Source organism: Chryseobacterium sp. G0162, assembly GCF_003815715.1.
Classification (GTDB): domain Bacteria; phylum Bacteroidota; class Bacteroidia; order Flavobacteriales; family Weeksellaceae; genus Chryseobacterium.
This window is the reverse complement of record NZ_CP033922.1, coordinates 5,200,993-5,217,216: the sequence shown is the minus strand read 5'-3', so window position 1 is coordinate 5,217,216 and position 16,224 is coordinate 5,200,993. Positions and strand designations below refer to the sequence as shown.

General features: G+C 35.2%; 16 protein-coding genes and 1 tRNA gene. 13 read left to right on the top strand and 4 right to left on the bottom strand.

The genetic code is table 11. From position 1 onward, the window contains the following. Positions 1-5: 5 nt before the first annotated feature. The 11 genes from EG344_RS23420 (at position 6) to chrA (ending at position 10,323) form a co-directional block, all read left to right on the top strand. Positions 6-779: a metallophosphoesterase family protein gene (locus EG344_RS23420; protein WP_021190664.1), complete on the top strand. Its 774-nt coding sequence runs from the start codon at positions 6-8 to the stop codon at positions 777-779. A gap of 15 nt (positions 780-794) precedes the next feature. Beyond that, positions 795-1,406: a low molecular weight phosphatase family protein gene (locus EG344_RS23415; protein WP_123911674.1), complete on the top strand. Its 612-nt coding sequence runs from the start codon at positions 795-797 to the stop codon at positions 1,404-1,406. 1 nt (position 1,407) lies between these two features. Then, entirely contained in the window at positions 1,408-1,899 is a 492-nt protein-coding gene (locus tag EG344_RS23410; protein ID WP_123911673.1) for a GNAT family N-acetyltransferase, read from the top strand. 6 nt (positions 1,900-1,905) lie between these two features. Continuing rightward, positions 1,906-2,937, top strand: a complete 1,032-nt coding sequence (arsB, locus tag EG344_RS23405; protein ID WP_123911672.1) for an ACR3 family arsenite efflux transporter — start codon at positions 1,906-1,908, stop codon at positions 2,935-2,937. 249 nt (positions 2,938-3,186) lie between these two features. Further along, on the top strand, positions 3,187-4,722 hold the full coding sequence (locus EG344_RS23400; RefSeq protein WP_123911671.1) for a SulP family inorganic anion transporter: 1,536 nt from the start codon (positions 3,187-3,189) through the stop codon (positions 4,720-4,722). Positions 4,723-4,896: 174 nt separating this feature from the next. Continuing rightward, entirely contained in the window at positions 4,897-5,697 is an 801-nt protein-coding gene (locus EG344_RS23395) for a helix-turn-helix domain-containing protein (protein ID WP_021190068.1), read from the top strand. Between the two features lie 79 nt (positions 5,698-5,776). Further along, positions 5,777-6,250 carry a hypothetical protein gene (locus EG344_RS23390; protein ID WP_123850908.1) on the top strand — a complete coding sequence of 158 codons (474 nt, stop codon included), beginning with the start codon at positions 5,777-5,779 and terminating at the stop codon, positions 6,248-6,250. After that, positions 6,250-6,849 (top strand): phosphatase PAP2 family protein, encoded by a 600-nt coding sequence (locus tag EG344_RS23385; RefSeq protein WP_123911670.1) that lies wholly within the window; start codon positions 6,250-6,252, stop codon positions 6,847-6,849. The genes EG344_RS23390 and EG344_RS23385 overlap by 1 nt, the downstream gene beginning before the upstream one ends. After that, positions 6,827-7,258, top strand: a complete 432-nt coding sequence (locus tag EG344_RS23380; protein ID WP_228412811.1) for a DoxX family protein — start codon at positions 6,827-6,829, stop codon at positions 7,256-7,258. The genes EG344_RS23385 and EG344_RS23380 overlap by 23 nt, the downstream gene beginning before the upstream one ends. A gap of 51 nt (positions 7,259-7,309) precedes the next feature. Further along, positions 7,310-9,184, top strand: coding sequence for a metallophosphoesterase family protein (locus EG344_RS23375; RefSeq protein ID WP_123911669.1), 1,875 nt, complete (start codon positions 7,310-7,312; stop codon positions 9,182-9,184). A gap of 5 nt (positions 9,185-9,189) precedes the next feature. Continuing rightward, positions 9,190-10,323: a chromate efflux transporter gene (gene chrA / locus EG344_RS23370; protein WP_123850906.1), complete on the top strand. Its 1,134-nt coding sequence runs from the start codon at positions 9,190-9,192 to the stop codon at positions 10,321-10,323. A 716-nt stretch (positions 10,324-11,039) separates the two neighbouring features. On the opposite strand, the gene EG344_RS23365 is transcribed toward chrA, so the two are convergent. Both EG344_RS23365 and EG344_RS23360 read right to left on the bottom strand, forming a co-directional pair. Next, on the bottom strand, positions 11,040-11,483 hold the full coding sequence (locus EG344_RS23365; RefSeq protein ID WP_123911668.1) for a JAB domain-containing protein: 444 nt from the start codon (positions 11,481-11,483) through the stop codon (positions 11,040-11,042). Positions 11,484-12,007: 524 nt separating this feature from the next. After that, the gene (locus tag EG344_RS23360; RefSeq protein ID WP_123911667.1) at positions 12,008-13,003 is read right to left on the bottom strand and encodes a YhcG family protein; all 996 of its coding nucleotides are present in this window, start codon (positions 13,001-13,003) and stop codon (positions 12,008-12,010) included. Positions 13,004-13,031: 28 nt separating this feature from the next. On the opposite strand from EG344_RS23360, the gene EG344_RS23355 reads away from it, so the two are divergent. Both EG344_RS23355 and EG344_RS24570 read left to right on the top strand, forming a co-directional pair. Beyond that, positions 13,032-13,391 carry a hypothetical protein gene (locus EG344_RS23355; protein WP_123911666.1) on the top strand — a complete coding sequence of 120 codons (360 nt, stop codon included), beginning with the start codon at positions 13,032-13,034 and terminating at the stop codon, positions 13,389-13,391. Between the two features lie 95 nt (positions 13,392-13,486). Continuing rightward, the gene (locus EG344_RS24570; RefSeq protein ID WP_123911885.1) at positions 13,487-15,058 is read left to right on the top strand and encodes a recombinase family protein; all 1,572 of its coding nucleotides are present in this window, start codon (positions 13,487-13,489) and stop codon (positions 15,056-15,058) included. On the opposite strand, the gene EG344_RS23345 is transcribed toward EG344_RS24570, so the two are convergent. Both EG344_RS23345 and EG344_RS23340 read right to left on the bottom strand, forming a co-directional pair. Further along, positions 15,018-15,092 (bottom strand) — tRNA-Arg (locus EG344_RS23345). The two genes, EG344_RS24570 and EG344_RS23345, sit on opposite strands and share 41 nt — an antisense overlap. Positions 15,093-15,538: 446 nt before the next feature. Further along, positions 15,539-16,216 (bottom strand): alpha/beta hydrolase family protein, encoded by a 678-nt coding sequence (locus EG344_RS23340; RefSeq protein WP_228412810.1) that lies wholly within the window; start codon positions 16,214-16,216, stop codon positions 15,539-15,541. Between the last annotated feature and the right edge of the window lie 8 nt (positions 16,217-16,224).

The window sequence follows — 16,224 nt, the reverse complement described above, 5'->3', positions numbered from 1 at the left end:
AAAATATGAAAATTGCATTATTCAGCGATATACACGCCAATTTACCCGCTTTGCAAGCTTTCTTCGAAGATGTAGATAAAAGAGATCCAGATAGTATCTATTGCTTGGGTGACCTGGTAGGTTACAATATATGGCCAAACGAAGTGGTCAATGAGATCCGTAAGCGGAAAATTCCAACCATTGCAGGAAATTACGATTTCGGTATCGGACGTATGAGCAATGAGTGTGGTTGTGCCTATAAGTCAGATAGTGAAAAGGACAATGGCAATATTTCTATCTCCTTTACCAACTCTATCATGAAGGACGATGAACGTGCCTATTTGCGCACGCTCCCTGCACATATCAAAGTTGAGTTTCAATTGAATGAAGATAAGCTCAATTTGCTTTTGGTGCACGGCAGCCCAAGGAAGATCAATGAATATCTTTTTGAAGACCGTGAGGAAAAAAGTATGCTCAGGATCATGGAGCAGGCTGATGCAGATATTATGTGTTTCGGACATACACACAAACCTTATCACCGCATTTTAAATTCTGGATCTGAAGAACAACCTTATTATCGCCATGCGGTCAATATCGGTTCCGTCGGTAAACCTAAGGATAATGATATCCGCGGAGCGTATGTCATGCTGACCATCAATGAAAATAGTTCTATACTGAACAAAGAAAGCATCGGTATCGAGTTTATACGATTTGACTATGACATTGAAAAAGCAGCTAAGGCAGTAGAAGAAAGCCCCCTGCCTAATGAATATGCAGAAAATCTGAGAAGAGGCTATTAATTTTAAATCATAAAAATGAACCATAAACTTATAACAACCATTGAATCCATTTCAACAAATAGTATTTCAGAAGAAAGAAAAACAGTTTTACAGCCATTGGCAGACTATATCCAAACGAAAATAGAAACAGGTCAGACAATACGCTTAAATTTTATCTGTACCCATAATAGTAGGAGAAGCCATTTATCCCAAATCTGGGCGCAAACTATGGCCTATCATTTTGGGATTACTAATGTGTTTTGCTATTCAGGTGGTACTGAGGCAACAGCAATGTTCCCCAAAATTGCAGAAACATTGAGCGATCAGGGGTTTCAAATTCAAAAGCTCAGCGAAACAGAAAATCCTGTCTATGCAATTAAATATGCCGAAAATGAGGCAGCGATTATCTGCTTTTCCAAAGAATATAACAGCGAATTTAATCCTAAAAATGAATTCGGTGCCATCATGACCTGTAACAATGCAGATGAAGGCTGTCCTGTGGTTTTTGGAGCTGAGGCAAGATTCCCGATAAAATACGATGATCCCAAAGCCTCGGACAATAGCCCACAGCAAACAGAGGTGTATGCGGAAAGAAGCTTGCAGATTGCAGCAGAAATGTTTTATGTTTTTTCACTGGTAAACAAATAGCATGGAAATAACAGCGATCGGTAAGGAGCATTATTCAAATATCTCCAGAATATACAAAGAAGGCATTGAAACAGGCCATGCCACTTTTGAAACAACAACCCCAGAGTGGGAAGATTGGGATAAAAGTAAACTAAAACACAGCAGGTTTGCAGCAGTAGTTGATGGTATCATAGTCGGCTGGGCAGCCCTTTCGGCAGTGAGTGACCGATGTGTTTACGGAGGTGTAGCAGAAGTAAGTATTTATGTTTCTAATTCTCATAAAGGAAAAGGCGTCGGAAAGACCTTGATGGCCAGGCTAATTGAAGAAAGCGAAGCTTATGGAATTTGGAGGCTTCAAAGCGGAATGTTTCCTGAAAATGAAGCAACAGTAGCGCTTCATCAACGCTTTGGTTTTAGAATAGTCGGTTTCCGTGAGAAAATAGGAAAACTGGGAGACACCTGGCGCGATACGATTATTATGGAAAGAAGAAGTAAAACAATAGGAATAAATTAAAATAATATGCAGCCAAAATTAAAATTTCTCGACAGATACTTAACACTTTGGATATTTCTTGCCATGGCAGTTGGTGTGGGCTTGGGATTCTTATTTCCCGGGACTTCAAAAGTTATGGATTCTCTATCCGTAGGTACAACTAACGTCCCATTAGCTATTGGACTAATATTAATGATGTACCCTCCACTCGCTAAAGTTGACTATTCTCTTTTACCTACTGCTTTTAGGGATAAAAAAGTAATCAGTATATCATTATTATTAAATTGGGTGATAGGACCTATTTTAATGTTTGTTCTTGCCATTTTGTTTTTAAGAGATGAGCCGGACTATATGATCGGATTAATTCTTATTGGTTTGGCCAGATGTATTGCAATGGTGATTGTATGGAATGATCTCGCTAAAGGAAACCGAGAATATGCAGCCTTATTAGTCGCCTTAAACAGTATCTTTCAGGTGTTTACCTATAGCTTCTTTGTATGGTTATTTATCAATGTACTGCCTGGTAAATTAGGACTAGCCAACTTCAATGTCAGTGTTTCAATGAAGGACGTCACAGAAAGTGTTCTTATCTATTTGGGTATTCCTTTTCTGGCAGGCTTCCTAAGCCGATATATCTTAGTTAAATCAAAAGGTATAGAATGGTACAATAGAAAATTTGTACCCACAATATCACCTATAACATTGTACGCTTTATTATTTACGATCGTCTTAATGTTCAGCTTAAAAGGTGAAAAAATCGTGGAGCTTCCAATGGATGTGGTAAAAGTAGCTATTCCACTGGTCATCTATTTTGTCCTTATGTTTTTTGTAAGCTTTTTTATCAATAAATCAATGAAGGTACCATACGATAAAAACGCATCCATTGCATTTACGGCCACTGGAAACAATTTTGAACTGGCAATTGCGGTAGCCATCGCAGTATTCGGTATCAACTCTCCGCAAGCTTTTGTAGGTGTAATTGGCCCGTTGGTGGAAGTACCGGTACTCATACTATTGGTAAGAGCCAGTTTATGGTTGAAAAAAAGATATTACAGTTAGACCGTTTCAAAAAAAGCAAATTTATAGTGAATAGACTTAATTAATAAGTCTATTTTTTTTTATATTTGCAATCTATTATGAAATTATTCAGTACTACATCTTCCCAAGTTACACCGCCTTAATTTAACAGGCTAATAATTCATCCTATATCCAAAAGCTTTTTTTGGATAGTTTTTCTTATACTTTCAAAAATCAATTTTAAATCATTATTCCATAATCTACTATGGGATCAACATACAATTTATATCTATGGAAAACACTTTCTTAAGTTTTCAATCATTACGAAACGTAAATATTAAAAATGAAATTTTAGCTGGATTAACCGTTGCGATGACCATGATACCTGAGTCATTGTCATTTGCGATTTTAGCAGGATTATCTCCATTAACAGGACTTTATGCAGCTTTTTTAATGGGAATTGTCACTGCCATTTTGGGTGGTAGACCTGGAATGGTTTCCGGTGGCGCGGGTGCTACTGTGGTTGTTCTTATAGCTCTGGCTTCCGCTCATGGTGTTGAATATCTTTTTGCAGCAGTTGCTTTAGCAGGAATTATTCAACTATTAGTCGGGGTGCTGAAACTCGGTAAGTTTGTAAGATTGATACCACAACCCGTGATGTATGGTTTCTTAAATGGTCTTGCGGTGATTATTTTTATGGCTCAGGTTGCCCAATTTAAGGTGTTAGAAAATGGAGTAAGCTCTTGGATGGAAGGTTCAGCACTTGCTATAATGGCTGGATTGACCATGCTTACTATTGCTATCGTTTTGATTTTCCCAAAGATTACAAAGGCAATACCTTCATCGCTGGTTGCCATCATCGTTGTTTTTGGTCTGGTGTATTTCTTAAACATAGATACCAAGAAAGTGATAGATATTGCATCGGTGAGTGGTTCCCTACCGTCTTTTCACATTCCAAATATTCCGTTTACCATAGAAACTTTAAAAATCATCTTTCCATACGCCGCGATTATGGCCGGAGTGGGACTTATTGAATCTTTATTGACTTTAAATATGGTAGACGAGATTACCAATACAAAAGGACGTTCCAATAAAGAAGCCTGCGCACAAGGTATAGCCAACATTACCAATGGCTTTTTTGGAGGTATGGGAGGCTGTGCTATGGTAGCCCAAACCTTGGTAAATATCGATGCCGGAGCAAGAACCAGAATCTCTGCAATTATCGGAGCGGTTACTATTTTGATTATAATTCTGGCAGGTGGGCCGATTATTGAACAGATCCCGATGGCTGCTTTAGTTGGTGTTATGATGATGGTGGCAATAGGCACTTTTGAATGGGTTTCATTCCGTATTATAACCAAAATGCCTAAATCAGATATTTTTGTGGGTATGCTTGTAGCAATAATTACTGTTTTACTTCATAATCTTGCCTTAGCAGTACTGATTGGTGTTATTATATCCGCTTTGGTTTTTGCCTGGGATAATGCAAAAAGAATCAGGGCTAAAAAATCGATTGATGAAATGGGTAATAAAGTGTATGAAATTTACGGTCCCATTTTCTTTGGGAGCACGACAGCTTTTTCAGAGAAATTTGATGCGCAGGGTGATCCGGAAAAAATAATTATTGATTTCAAAGAATCCCGTATCGTTGATATGTCTGCCATTGAAGCACTGAAAAAAGTGACCGAAAAATATACAGCTAATAATAAAGAAGTTGTTCTAAAGCACCTCAGCCCAGATTGTATACAACTTCTGGATAATGCCAGTGGCTTTATTGAAGTGAACCTTCATGAAGATCCTACCTATAAGGTAATGCCGGAAAAATAAGATAAAGACCAATAGTTTAAGCCATAATTAATAGCAAAAAAAAACATCAGTTGTTTTTTTTTGCTATTGAACATCTTCGTTATTAAAAATTTTAGTAACGAAGATTGAGATATGGCTATTTTTGCTCTGTTTTTATAATTAATTTTATAACATAAAAATATGATAAGAAATTAGTTGAAAAAGAGCATCAGCATAAAAAGTAAAATTGAAGCAGCAGAACTAATAAAGGTTTTGCCGTTCAAAAAGGAAATTCGTAAAACCGAACCTCATAAGCACAACAGTTATTTTGAAATTATTTACCTACGGAAAGGAAGCGGTTGCCACACCATCGACCATACTCCTTTTCCGATAGATCCTCCAACACTATTTTTTGTTCGAAAAGAACAGGTACATCATTGGGATATTACAGATACACCAGATGGTTATGTACTACTTTTAAAGAAAGGTTTTGTAGATAACTCGATTGACGGCGAACTAAAAAGTCTTTTATCCAAACTAAGCGGATTAACTTGCATTCATTTGAGAGAAACTGAAAGTATCGGTACGTTGTTCAATTTACTCACCAAAGAAAAAGACTTTACAGTTACAGAAGGATTATTGAAAGCACTATTTGCTAAAATATTGATTGCCGCAAAACCTCTGGTAATTAAGACCAACAAAACGGATGATATCATTGCATTGCTCAGGGAGTTACTGAACCAGACAAATGACCTGCAGAACAATGTTGCCTACTACGCAGAAAAGCTGCATACGACACCACAAAATCTAAATGCTATTTGTCGTAAAACACTAAGCCAATCAGCAGCAGAAGTAATTGCTGAGCATATCATCAGCGAGGCAAAAAGACAATTGATTTATACGGAAAACAGTGTTTCTGAAATTGCCTATAGTTTGAATTTTAATGATACTTCCCACTTTGTAAAGTATTTCAAACGCTTTGCAGGCCTTACACCACAGGTATTCCGCAATACCTAAAAGCTGTCGGAATATTTTCAAATATACCGTATAAGGTGACTTGTATTGTACGAAATTTGTGGAGAGTAAATTGTAAGCAATGAAATATTCAACATGTTTGTTAATAATTCTTTTTATTTCGGCTTGTAACCAAAAACAAGAAACAGTTCAGGGGCAGTGGATAAAAGGAAACGAGCAAAAAAAGCTTGAAACAATAGAAAATCAATTTCGTGGTTTCGATATGGCCATGGTTGAAACCGGATATCGTTATCAGGAATTATATTGGGCTGGACAAGACGAAAACTGGGGATATGCCGATTATCAATTGGAGAAAATCCAAAAGGCAATTGAAAATGGCCTGGAAAGAAGGCCTAAACGGGCACAATCCGCACAGCATTTTCTAACCGTTACAGTCCCCCAAATGAAAGAGGCACTAAAAAAAAAGGATACAGTTGTTTTTAATAAGAACTTCCAAGTAATTACCAATAGCTGCGTTAGCTGTCATGCAATGGAAAAAGTACCTTTTTTTACTGTAAAAACTCCGACAGAAAGACAATCACCCATCAGAAAATAATGCTTGAGGATATCAAACAAATAGATACAAATATTCTATTATGGCTAAATGGAAGCCACAACGAATTTTGGGACGAAGTAATGTGGTTTGCCAGCGACAAATACACTTGGCTTCTTTTTTATGTTGCACTGATAATTTTGCTTATCTGGAAGTATAAAAAGGATGCCATCCTAATGATTTTATTAATCGTATTGCTCATCACAATGAGTGATCAGTTGGCTTCCGGCATATTTAAACCACTATTTGAAAGGCTGCGTCCAAGTCATAATCCAGCATTAGAAGGTGAGCTACATATAGTAAACAATTATCGTGGCGGCAAGTTCGGTTTTATTTCTTCTCATGCTGCCAATGTCTTTGCTTTGGTATTTTATTTAACCATATTAACTAAACAAAATCTGAAATGGCTCCCAATTATTCTCATCCCATGGGCAATTTTTGTCAGTTTGAGCAGGGTTTATTTAGGCGTACACTATCCCGCTGATATTTTAGTTCCAGCTATTTTAAGTATGCTTATTGCAGGGATGGTAGCCCATTTATATAAAATATACAATCCAAAATTCATAAAACTATTTAATCATGATGTTTCAAAAAATAACTAAGACAGACCTATCAAAAACTACCATACTTATTCGACTGATGGTAGGTGCCGTATTTCTTTCGGAAGGAATACAGAAGTTTTTATTTGCAGACACCTTAGGTGCAGGACGTTTTGCAAAAATAGGTCTGCCTAATCCTGAGTTTTTGGGTCCGTTCGTTGGCAGCTTTGAAATTGTTTGTGGATTTTTAATTCTTATTGGACTTCTGACAAGATTGGTGAGCATTCCTCTTATCATTATTATGTTCGTTGCTATTGCAACAACTAAATCAGAAGTTTTAGCAGAAAAAGGATTTTGGGAAATGATGCATGGAAGTCGTACAGACTGGGCGATGCTTTTGGGTAGTATCTTTCTATTGATAAAAGGTGGAGGTTGTTGGTCGATAGATAGCTTGACAAATATTCCTAAATAAATAGGACAATTTCAATCACTTAAATATAACATATCATTTTAGACAATTTATATGAATAAGATACTATTTTCTGCTATTGCGTTAATGTTTGCTACAACAGCAATGGCACAACTTCCTAAAATTCCTGCTACATACAGTAACCTGGGCTATGATACTAATGGAAGATTATATTTTGAAAATAAGGGTGAAAAATACTTTGCTGAAGAATTTAAAAATCCACTAACGATCGAACAACTTCTTGGTAAACCGGAAGCTACTGAAAATGGGGTTCAGATGGATTTTGGGACTTTAAAAGGCACGGTAACCTATGGCTTGATCCCATACGGAAAAGTTCCGCATCCGCTTCCAGTATATCGAAAAACAGTCAAAATTGAAGATGGTAAAATAGTGCTCAATATAAAAGACGATTTCAAGTATCCGTATGATTTTGTAGACTGGAAGAAAAATGGGTACCTGAACCTTGGCTACCGAATTGCTGATGAGCAAGGTATGCTTTTGTTTGATGGCATAGTTGCTTTAAAAGGTGAAGGACCATTTGAAGTCATACCAGCAATTTATGAAGGACCTTTTGTAAATATGGTAACTGATAACTCTGCTGTAATCTGGTGCAAAACCACACGTCCTGTAAAAGCCGAAATTGAAATCAATGGCAAAGTTTATAAAGATGAGCAGGAAACAACGCCGCATCGCTGGAATATAGCAGGACTTACCCCAAATACAAAGCACAACTATAAGGTAAAATATGGGATACAATCACAATCGTATCATCTTAAAACTGCACCATCTAAAGGCAGCAGAGAAGCGTTCGTATTTGGTTATGCAAGCGACAGCCGCCATGCTACAGGTGGAGGTGAACGGAAAATCCTTGGAGCGAACGCCTACATAATGAAAAAAATAGCCGCACTGGCTAATATGAAAGACGTGCGCTTTATGCAGTTCACCGGCGATATGATTAATGGCTATTTGAGCAGTAAAGAGCAGCAGAGAGTGGAGTATTCTAATTGGAAAAAATCCATTGAACCATTTTGGCACTATATGCCCTATTATATTGGCATGGGGAATCATGAAGCATTAGGTCTTATTTTTAATGATGAGAAAGGTAAACAACAAGCATTTATTGATGCTTTTCCTTATGAGACCCAATCCGCAGAAGCACTTTTTGCAGAGGAATTTATTAATCCTGAAAACGGCCCTGATAGCGAGGATAATAACAAGTATGACCCTGACCCTAAAAATATAGATTTCCCTTCTTATAAGGAAAATGCGTTTTATTACACATACGGCAATGTGGCGATGATTGTCCTTAATAGCAATTACTGGTATGCACCTTCCATTGCTAATCAAACGGCTTCTAGCGGAGGGTTGCATGGGTATTTAATGGATAACCAACTTCAATGGCTTCGTGAAACGATCTCAAAACTGGAAAAAGACAAGAATATTGATCACATTTTTCTTACACAACATACCCCTGCATTTCCTAATGGAGGACACAGTAAAGATGTGATGTGGTACGGAGGTAACAACGAAAAAAGACCCTACATTGGAGGAAAACCTGTTGACAAAGGAATTATAGAACGCAGGGATGAATATTTAGATATTTTGATTAATGAAAGTAAGAAAGTGGTGGGGATGCTTACAGGAGATGAGCATAACTATAACTGGTTGAAGCTTACGGCTGATATGCCTATTTACCCCGGGAATTATCCCCATAAAAAACTTAACGTATCGCGTCCAATTTATCAAATCAATAATGGTGCAGCAGGAGCTCCTTATTATGGCCAGGAAGTATTGCCATGGAGTAAGCATACCCAGTCCTTTAGCGTGGAAAATGCACTGTGCCTGTTTTATGTGGAAGGAAAAAAAATAACAATGAAAGTATTCAATCCGGACACTTTAAATCAAATAGATGAAGTCGAATTAAGATAATTAAAATGCAAGAGAATGTAAACGTAAAAGAAATCGCAAAAGTTTTCGGTAAGTTAGGTATCATTGGGTTTGGAGGTCCGGCAGCACATATTGTCATGATGCGGGATGAAGTAGTGATCAAACGAATGTGGATGAACGAACAGCATTTTTTGGATCTGCTGGGTGCTACCAACCTTATTCCAGGACCTAACAGCACGGAAATGGCTATTCATATTGGCTATGATAAAGGCGGTTGGAAAGGATTGTTAACAGCAGGTTTATGCTTTATTCTGCCTGCCGTATTTATCACTGGAATTTTCGCATATTTATATAATCTTTACGGACAGCTACCCGAAGTACAACCTTTTATCTATGGTATCAAACCTGCTATAATAGCCATTATTCTGGCAGCAATTTATCCATTGGCAAAACAATCTGTCAAATCCATAAATTTAGCTCTTATAGGTATTGCTGTTTTGTTAGCAGCTGTGTTTGGAGTTAATGAAATTTATTTAATGTTTGGTGCAGGTTTGTTAGCGTTTGGATTGTACAAGATACAGAGTAAACAAAAAAATGACACTTTACAAAGTATTGTTCCGCTTACATTTCTTCAAATAATACAGACAACTTTTTGGACAGCGACCAATACCAAACTTTTTTGGACGTTCCTAAAAATTGGTTCCATACTTTATGGGAGTGGATATGTATTATTTGCCTTTTTAGATACGGAATTGGTAGCAACAGGTATACTCACAAGACAGCAACTAATGGATGCCATTGCGGTAGGACAGTTCACGCCCGGTCCTGTTTTTTCATCGGTAACGTTTATTGGCTTTCAAATCAATGGGCTTTCAGGAGCCATTATCTCAACTATTGCAATTTTCCTGCCCTCATTTGTTTTTGTGGCACTGCTTAATCCGTTAATGAAAAAGCTACGAAATTCTAAAGGATTGTCCGCCTTTTTAGATGCAGTGAATGTAGCATCGGTAGCCATAATCATAGCTGTGTGCTATGAAATGGGTAAAGAAACCATTACTGATTGGCGAACGATTTTAATTGTGGTTGTAGGTGCGATTATTGTTTTTAATTTCAAAAAGATCAATAGTGCGTACGTAGTTTTGGGAGGATCATTTTTGGGATATATATTAAAAATGATCTAAAAAATATAATACCATTATTCAATTATTTCAATGCTAATAAATCTGTCTCCAAGCAATCTTTTTAAAGATGAAAATATCTCAATTATACTGAATATTCAAAAAGTTCCAACACTATAGGTTTAGCTTTAAATATAACAAAAGCTAAATAGGTATATATGAGTTCTCTTACGAACTTGTCTTTTTCGCTATTGGTTGAGCTTAAAATCAATAGTATTGTGATCCCATTAAAAATCAAGTAAAAATAACTGCTGATAATTTGTTTCCATTTTTATTTTAGAATAATCAGGCAAATATTATGTTGTGTTCCAGATTACTTTATCTTTTATTATAAAGTGTTAAACGATAAAATAACTGGAACATGAACATAAGTGACTACACAACATAATGGATTTCCGATAATATGGATAATAAACAAATGTTCAGTTTCCAATTTAATCCTCAAAGTGCGGGGACTTTATAAAAAAGCTATCATTTAAAATTTCAGGCTATTTCATCAGAAATAGCCTTTTGCTTTTATAATAGTAGGTTATAAATAATAACCTACTATTTTAACTGTAGTCTTTTTGAGAAAATTTATATAAGCTATTTTTTTTCAATAGGGTTACTCATAATTTGCGAAAAGACGTTCCCAATTACAGAAGGAATTGTCTTTTCTCCGAATTGACATAAGCGACAATTCATGATTGTCGCTTATGTTAGTAGTGATAATTTTTGATTCAAAAATGCCCTTCATCAGCAAATGACAAGTAATCAGTTGAGGTCAAAATACAATGATCCAGCAATTTAATATTTAAAAATTCTGAGGCATTTTTAATATTCTGAGTAATTTTTAGATCTTCCGCTGACGGTTTTAAATTTCCAGATGGGTGGTTATGTGCTAAAATTACTGCGGATGCATTGCATAGTAGGGCGGCCTGCATAATAATTCTTACATCAACTATTGTTGAAGAAATACCTGATTCAGATATTTTCTTTATCCCTAAAACTTTGTTTGCCTGATTTAAATACAAAGCAAAAAATGATTCCCTGTAGTCTATTTCATCAATATCAAAGTATTGACGGAATACATCAACAGCATCACGTGAACAGCTTATTAATTTCTCTGAATTACCTTTTCGTGAATAACTTAATTTTATTTCATTGACAATATTAAAATCCATGTGATTGCTCTTGTACGGCAGAGACTTGAATTTCCCGTACTTATATTTGTGATTTGTTCTTATCTTTTATCCTTCCTTTCCCTGCAAACCTTTTAGGTTTTGTTTAATATTTTTCAAAAGAAAAACCGGAAAAAAGAAAGCAGATATGAAGTGTTGACAATGAAAAAAGCCAAAAGGAAACGGAATAATTGGAGGGTACCTTCAGGGAGGAAGCCGTTTATGCCGTAGTCTTTTGACTGCATGAGCGATGGCTGGCAACAATACCTTAGCTGCCTTTTTACCGGTTATTTTTGGAAATGTTAGAACTCTCAATAAAAATCCAGTTGGATCAATGAATATAAAGTCTTATTATAAAACTAAGGTGTTGCAATGTAAGATCTACGGTGGGAGTTATTTGGACATGATTTACCCAATAAAATCACTAAGTATAAGTGATTAGCTATGTACTTTTTTCAGCACAATCAAATTGTACTGATTTTCCAATATAATCTGAAAGGCTTAGCTTTGTTATATACTTGTTTTATTTAGCTGAGGTTATCCAGTTCAAGTTTTAATCGATCTGCTTCGATAAGCTGCTTTAATTCTTTCTCATCGGGGAGATATGTTCTGTATTTACTTGCGAACAATTTTTCATTTTCAGACATAACAGAATATTTTACCACTGTTTCATCTTTTTCCGTACATAGAATGATGCCAATAGTTGGATTATCATCATCACGTTTTTTAAGATCATTATACATCCTAACGTACATATCCATCTGTCCAATAGCTTCGTGGGTTAATTTATGTGTTTTTAAATCGACAAGTACGAAACATTTAAGATAGTAATTATAAAAGACAAGATCTATAAAGAAGTCGGAGGTATCGGTAACAATGTGCTGCTGCCTTGCAACAAATGCAAAACCTTTCCCTAGCTCCATTAGGAATTGTTGAAGGTGAGAGATGAGTGCTGATTCTATTTGAGTTTCTGTCTGTGCGGTATCATTTGGTAATCCTAGAAATTCAAATATGTAAGGATCTTTTATGAAAGATGAAACTTCTTTCCCATCATTATTCTCTGGAAATTTTAACAACCTGCCCAGATACTGGCTGTCAATATTTCGTTGCAATGTTCTGGTATTCCAGTTTCCTTCAATGGAGTGATCGATGTACTGAATTCTGTGATCAGGGTTGTCAATTCTGCTTATAATCCTGTAATGAGTCCAACTCAATTCGGTACGCACTGCGTTCCAAATTGGGAAAGAGTTAAAGAATGCCCTCATATTGTTCAGGTTTCTTTCATTGAACCCCTTGCCGAACTCAAGAGATAGTTGGTTTGCTAAATTTTTAAGTAGATATTTTCCATAACCAGCACGTTTTTCACCATTTTGTTCATCCTGGACAATGAGTTTTCCTATTTCCCAGTACATCTTTAACAATATGGTGTTAGTAGTTCTGTAAAGGCTTGATTTTGAATCTGCAATAATTTTAGCAATTGAATGATAAAGTTCTTGATTTGGCTCCAGGTGCTGTTCTTTCATAGTCTCAAATGTACAAAAATTAGATGTTTTGGATAAAAAAAACTGTAGTCAATTAAATGCAACAGACTGCCATCAAATACATTTTGAAGACACTTGGAAACTTTCAAGTATAGGAAGAAAAGTCATTTACTGCCAAACAGATGCTTTTACTTTCATAACGATACCTTCTCTAAATTATGTATTCAATTTTATGTTCCAAAACAAAAATGTGAATATGGAAAAATTACAAATAAGTACAATGACAAATGAAGAAACAATTGAGCTTCTTAAAACTGATGGTGTGTACGTTACTGTGGAGGAAGCGAAAAAGATTTTAGTATTTTTATATTTAATTGCCGGTCTTGTAACTAGTGAAAAATTCAATTTTGAAATAATACTAGTCGATTAACTTCCTTAATAAATCTTGTTTTTACTATTAAGTTGATTACAAACCTTGTAAATACTTTTCGATATCTTTAGGTGAAAATTTTTAAACTAATTATTATGAGTAATGTTGCTTTATATATTCGTGTATCAACTGATGAGCAGGCAGATAGAGGTTACTCTCAACGTGATCAGGAAGAACGCTTAAAAAGGTATTGTGAAACTAATAATCTTAAAATTGATAATCTTATTTTTGAAGATCATTCAGCAAAAAATTTTAATCGTCCAGGATGGAATGAGCTTTTAATTTATCTAAAGAAGAAAAAATCTAAGATTGATAAAGTCTTATTTACTAAATGGGACCGCTTTAGTAGGAATGCAGGTGATGCATATCAAATGATAGGTATCCTTAAAAAACTGGGAGTAGAAGTGCAGGCTATAGAACAGCCATTGGATCTTTTCATACCAGAAAATAAAATGATGTTAGCAATCTATCTTGCTGCACCAGAAGTAGAGAATGACAGAAGAGCACTGAATACATTTTATGGTATGCGAAGAGCTAAAAAGGAAGGAAGATGGATGGCTAGTGCTCCTTTCGGATACATTAATAAAATTACTGAGGATGGCAAATATAAGTTTATTGAGCCTAAAGAACCTGAAGCTTCAATAATACGTTATTTATTCAATGAAATAGCAAAAGGAATTGAAGCTCCTGAAACTATACGACGACAGCTTTCAGAAAAGGGAGTAAAAATTTTGAGTAATCAAGCTTTTCATGTTGCGATAAGAAATCCAGTGTATTGTGGTAAAATATTTATAAAGAAATACCGGGATGAAGAAGCTCACTATGTAAAATCTTTACATGCTCCTCTTATAAGTGAGACACTATTTAATAAAGTTCAGCTCATTTTAGAAGGCAATAAAAGAAAAACCCGAAAGTATATAAAATTTAGTTCTGCTGATATTTTTCCATTGAGAGGTTTTTTGATTTGTCCGAAATGTGGAAAAAATTTAACGGCCAGCGGTTCAAAGGGAAGTCAGAAAGTATATTATTACTATCATTGTAAATCATTTTGTGGATTTAGGCAAAGTGCTGAACTTACCAATAATCTTTTTGTAGAGGAACTAAAGAAATATGAGTTTCTTCCTTCAGTTCAAAAAATTTTACAAAATATTCTACTAACAGCCTATAAAAAGTATAATAACAAAGCCGGCGATAGAAGAAAAAGAATAATTTCTGAAATAGAAACTTATAATGCTAAGATAGCTCTTGCACGAGATAAATTATTAGCGGAAAAGATTGAAGATGACGATTATATGATTATTAAAGCACAGTCTAAACAAAAAATTGAAATTCTTGAAAATGAACTTCATTCTTGCTTAGTTGCGACTCGTAATCCCGAAAAAGTTGATGATCGCTTAAACAAGGCTCTATCAGTTATATCTAACTTATCATTATTATACCAATCAAGTAGTGTAGAAGCAAAAAGAAAAATAATTAGTTCGATATATCCAGAAAATCTTGAATTTACAGGAATTGAATATCGAACTACCAGAGTAAACTCTGTATTAAGAAGTATATCTCTTGTAACCAATGGGTTAGGTAGTATAAATAATAAAAAAAATGATCAGAAAACAGCTAATCCCTGTCTGGTAGCCCCACCAAGAATCGAACTTGGATCTAAAGTTTAGGAAACTTTTGTTCTATCCATTGAACTATGAGGCCTTAGGAAATAAAATTACAAATTATTCTTGTATGTATTTCAAATCAATATGTTTGTTTTTTACCATGATTACACAAATATTTGTACTCTTCTTTTAAATTTCGAGATTGAATAGGGTGATACTTTTTGTAGTTGGAATCTTTATAATAAAAGAATCTGCCCGTTAGGGGCAGATTCAGTAGATAATACATCTCATTTTTTTAATTAGACAACAATAAAAAGCACAGCCGACAATGCTGTGCTTAAATTTTTATTTCAAATTTAATTGCAATTTCAAGAGTAGTAAGAAAAGCAAATAAAGTTTCCACTTCGATGTTTATTACATAGTAAATGTAGTGATATTTTTAATACGAAATGTGAATTTAATGTTAAAATTAACAAGTTATCCACAATTTGTTGTGGATAAGTCTGACGTTATTCCACAAATTACTATAAGATATGCTTATTATTACTGCTCATTCAGGTATTTCAGAACAAAATCATTCAATGTTTTTTTCTCTTCATTACTGCCTTTATTATCCATATGACTATGGTTGATGGAAGTGGGCTGAATGGTCATATGATATTTTTTCTGCTCTTCTTCCGTAGGTAAGACTCCTTCATCAGCAGGATAATCATTGGAACGCAATGAATAAATTTTAGGAATACTTGTTCTTGGAAGGAACATTCTTCTATTATCCATCGCAATAATTTTATACACAAGATTAGGATGCTGATTTCCAAATAAAGCCACCATATCACCACCATTAGAATGGCCGATCAAGGTAAGGTGTTTATAATCCAGATCCGGATTCGTTTTTTTAAGCTCATTCAATACATATAGTATATTGTCGGAACCATTTTGCCAGAAAGGTCTTCTTACGATTTGTAGGTTTCCTTCTACTGGGAGGGGAGCATCTGTAGTTTGTTCATGTTGAATACTTATTGTAAAATACCCCTTTGAGGCCAACTTTTCTGTCAAATAAGAATATACAAAATAATCACCACCTTTATTAAAACCATATCCATGATTAAAGATAATCACCTGCTGATTCGGTATTTTCTTCTTAGTTTTAGGAATATAATAAGCAACAGGAATCTTACGGTTTCTGCTTGGGTCTAAGAAAGTGAGTGTATCCCGCTTCACTTCATATT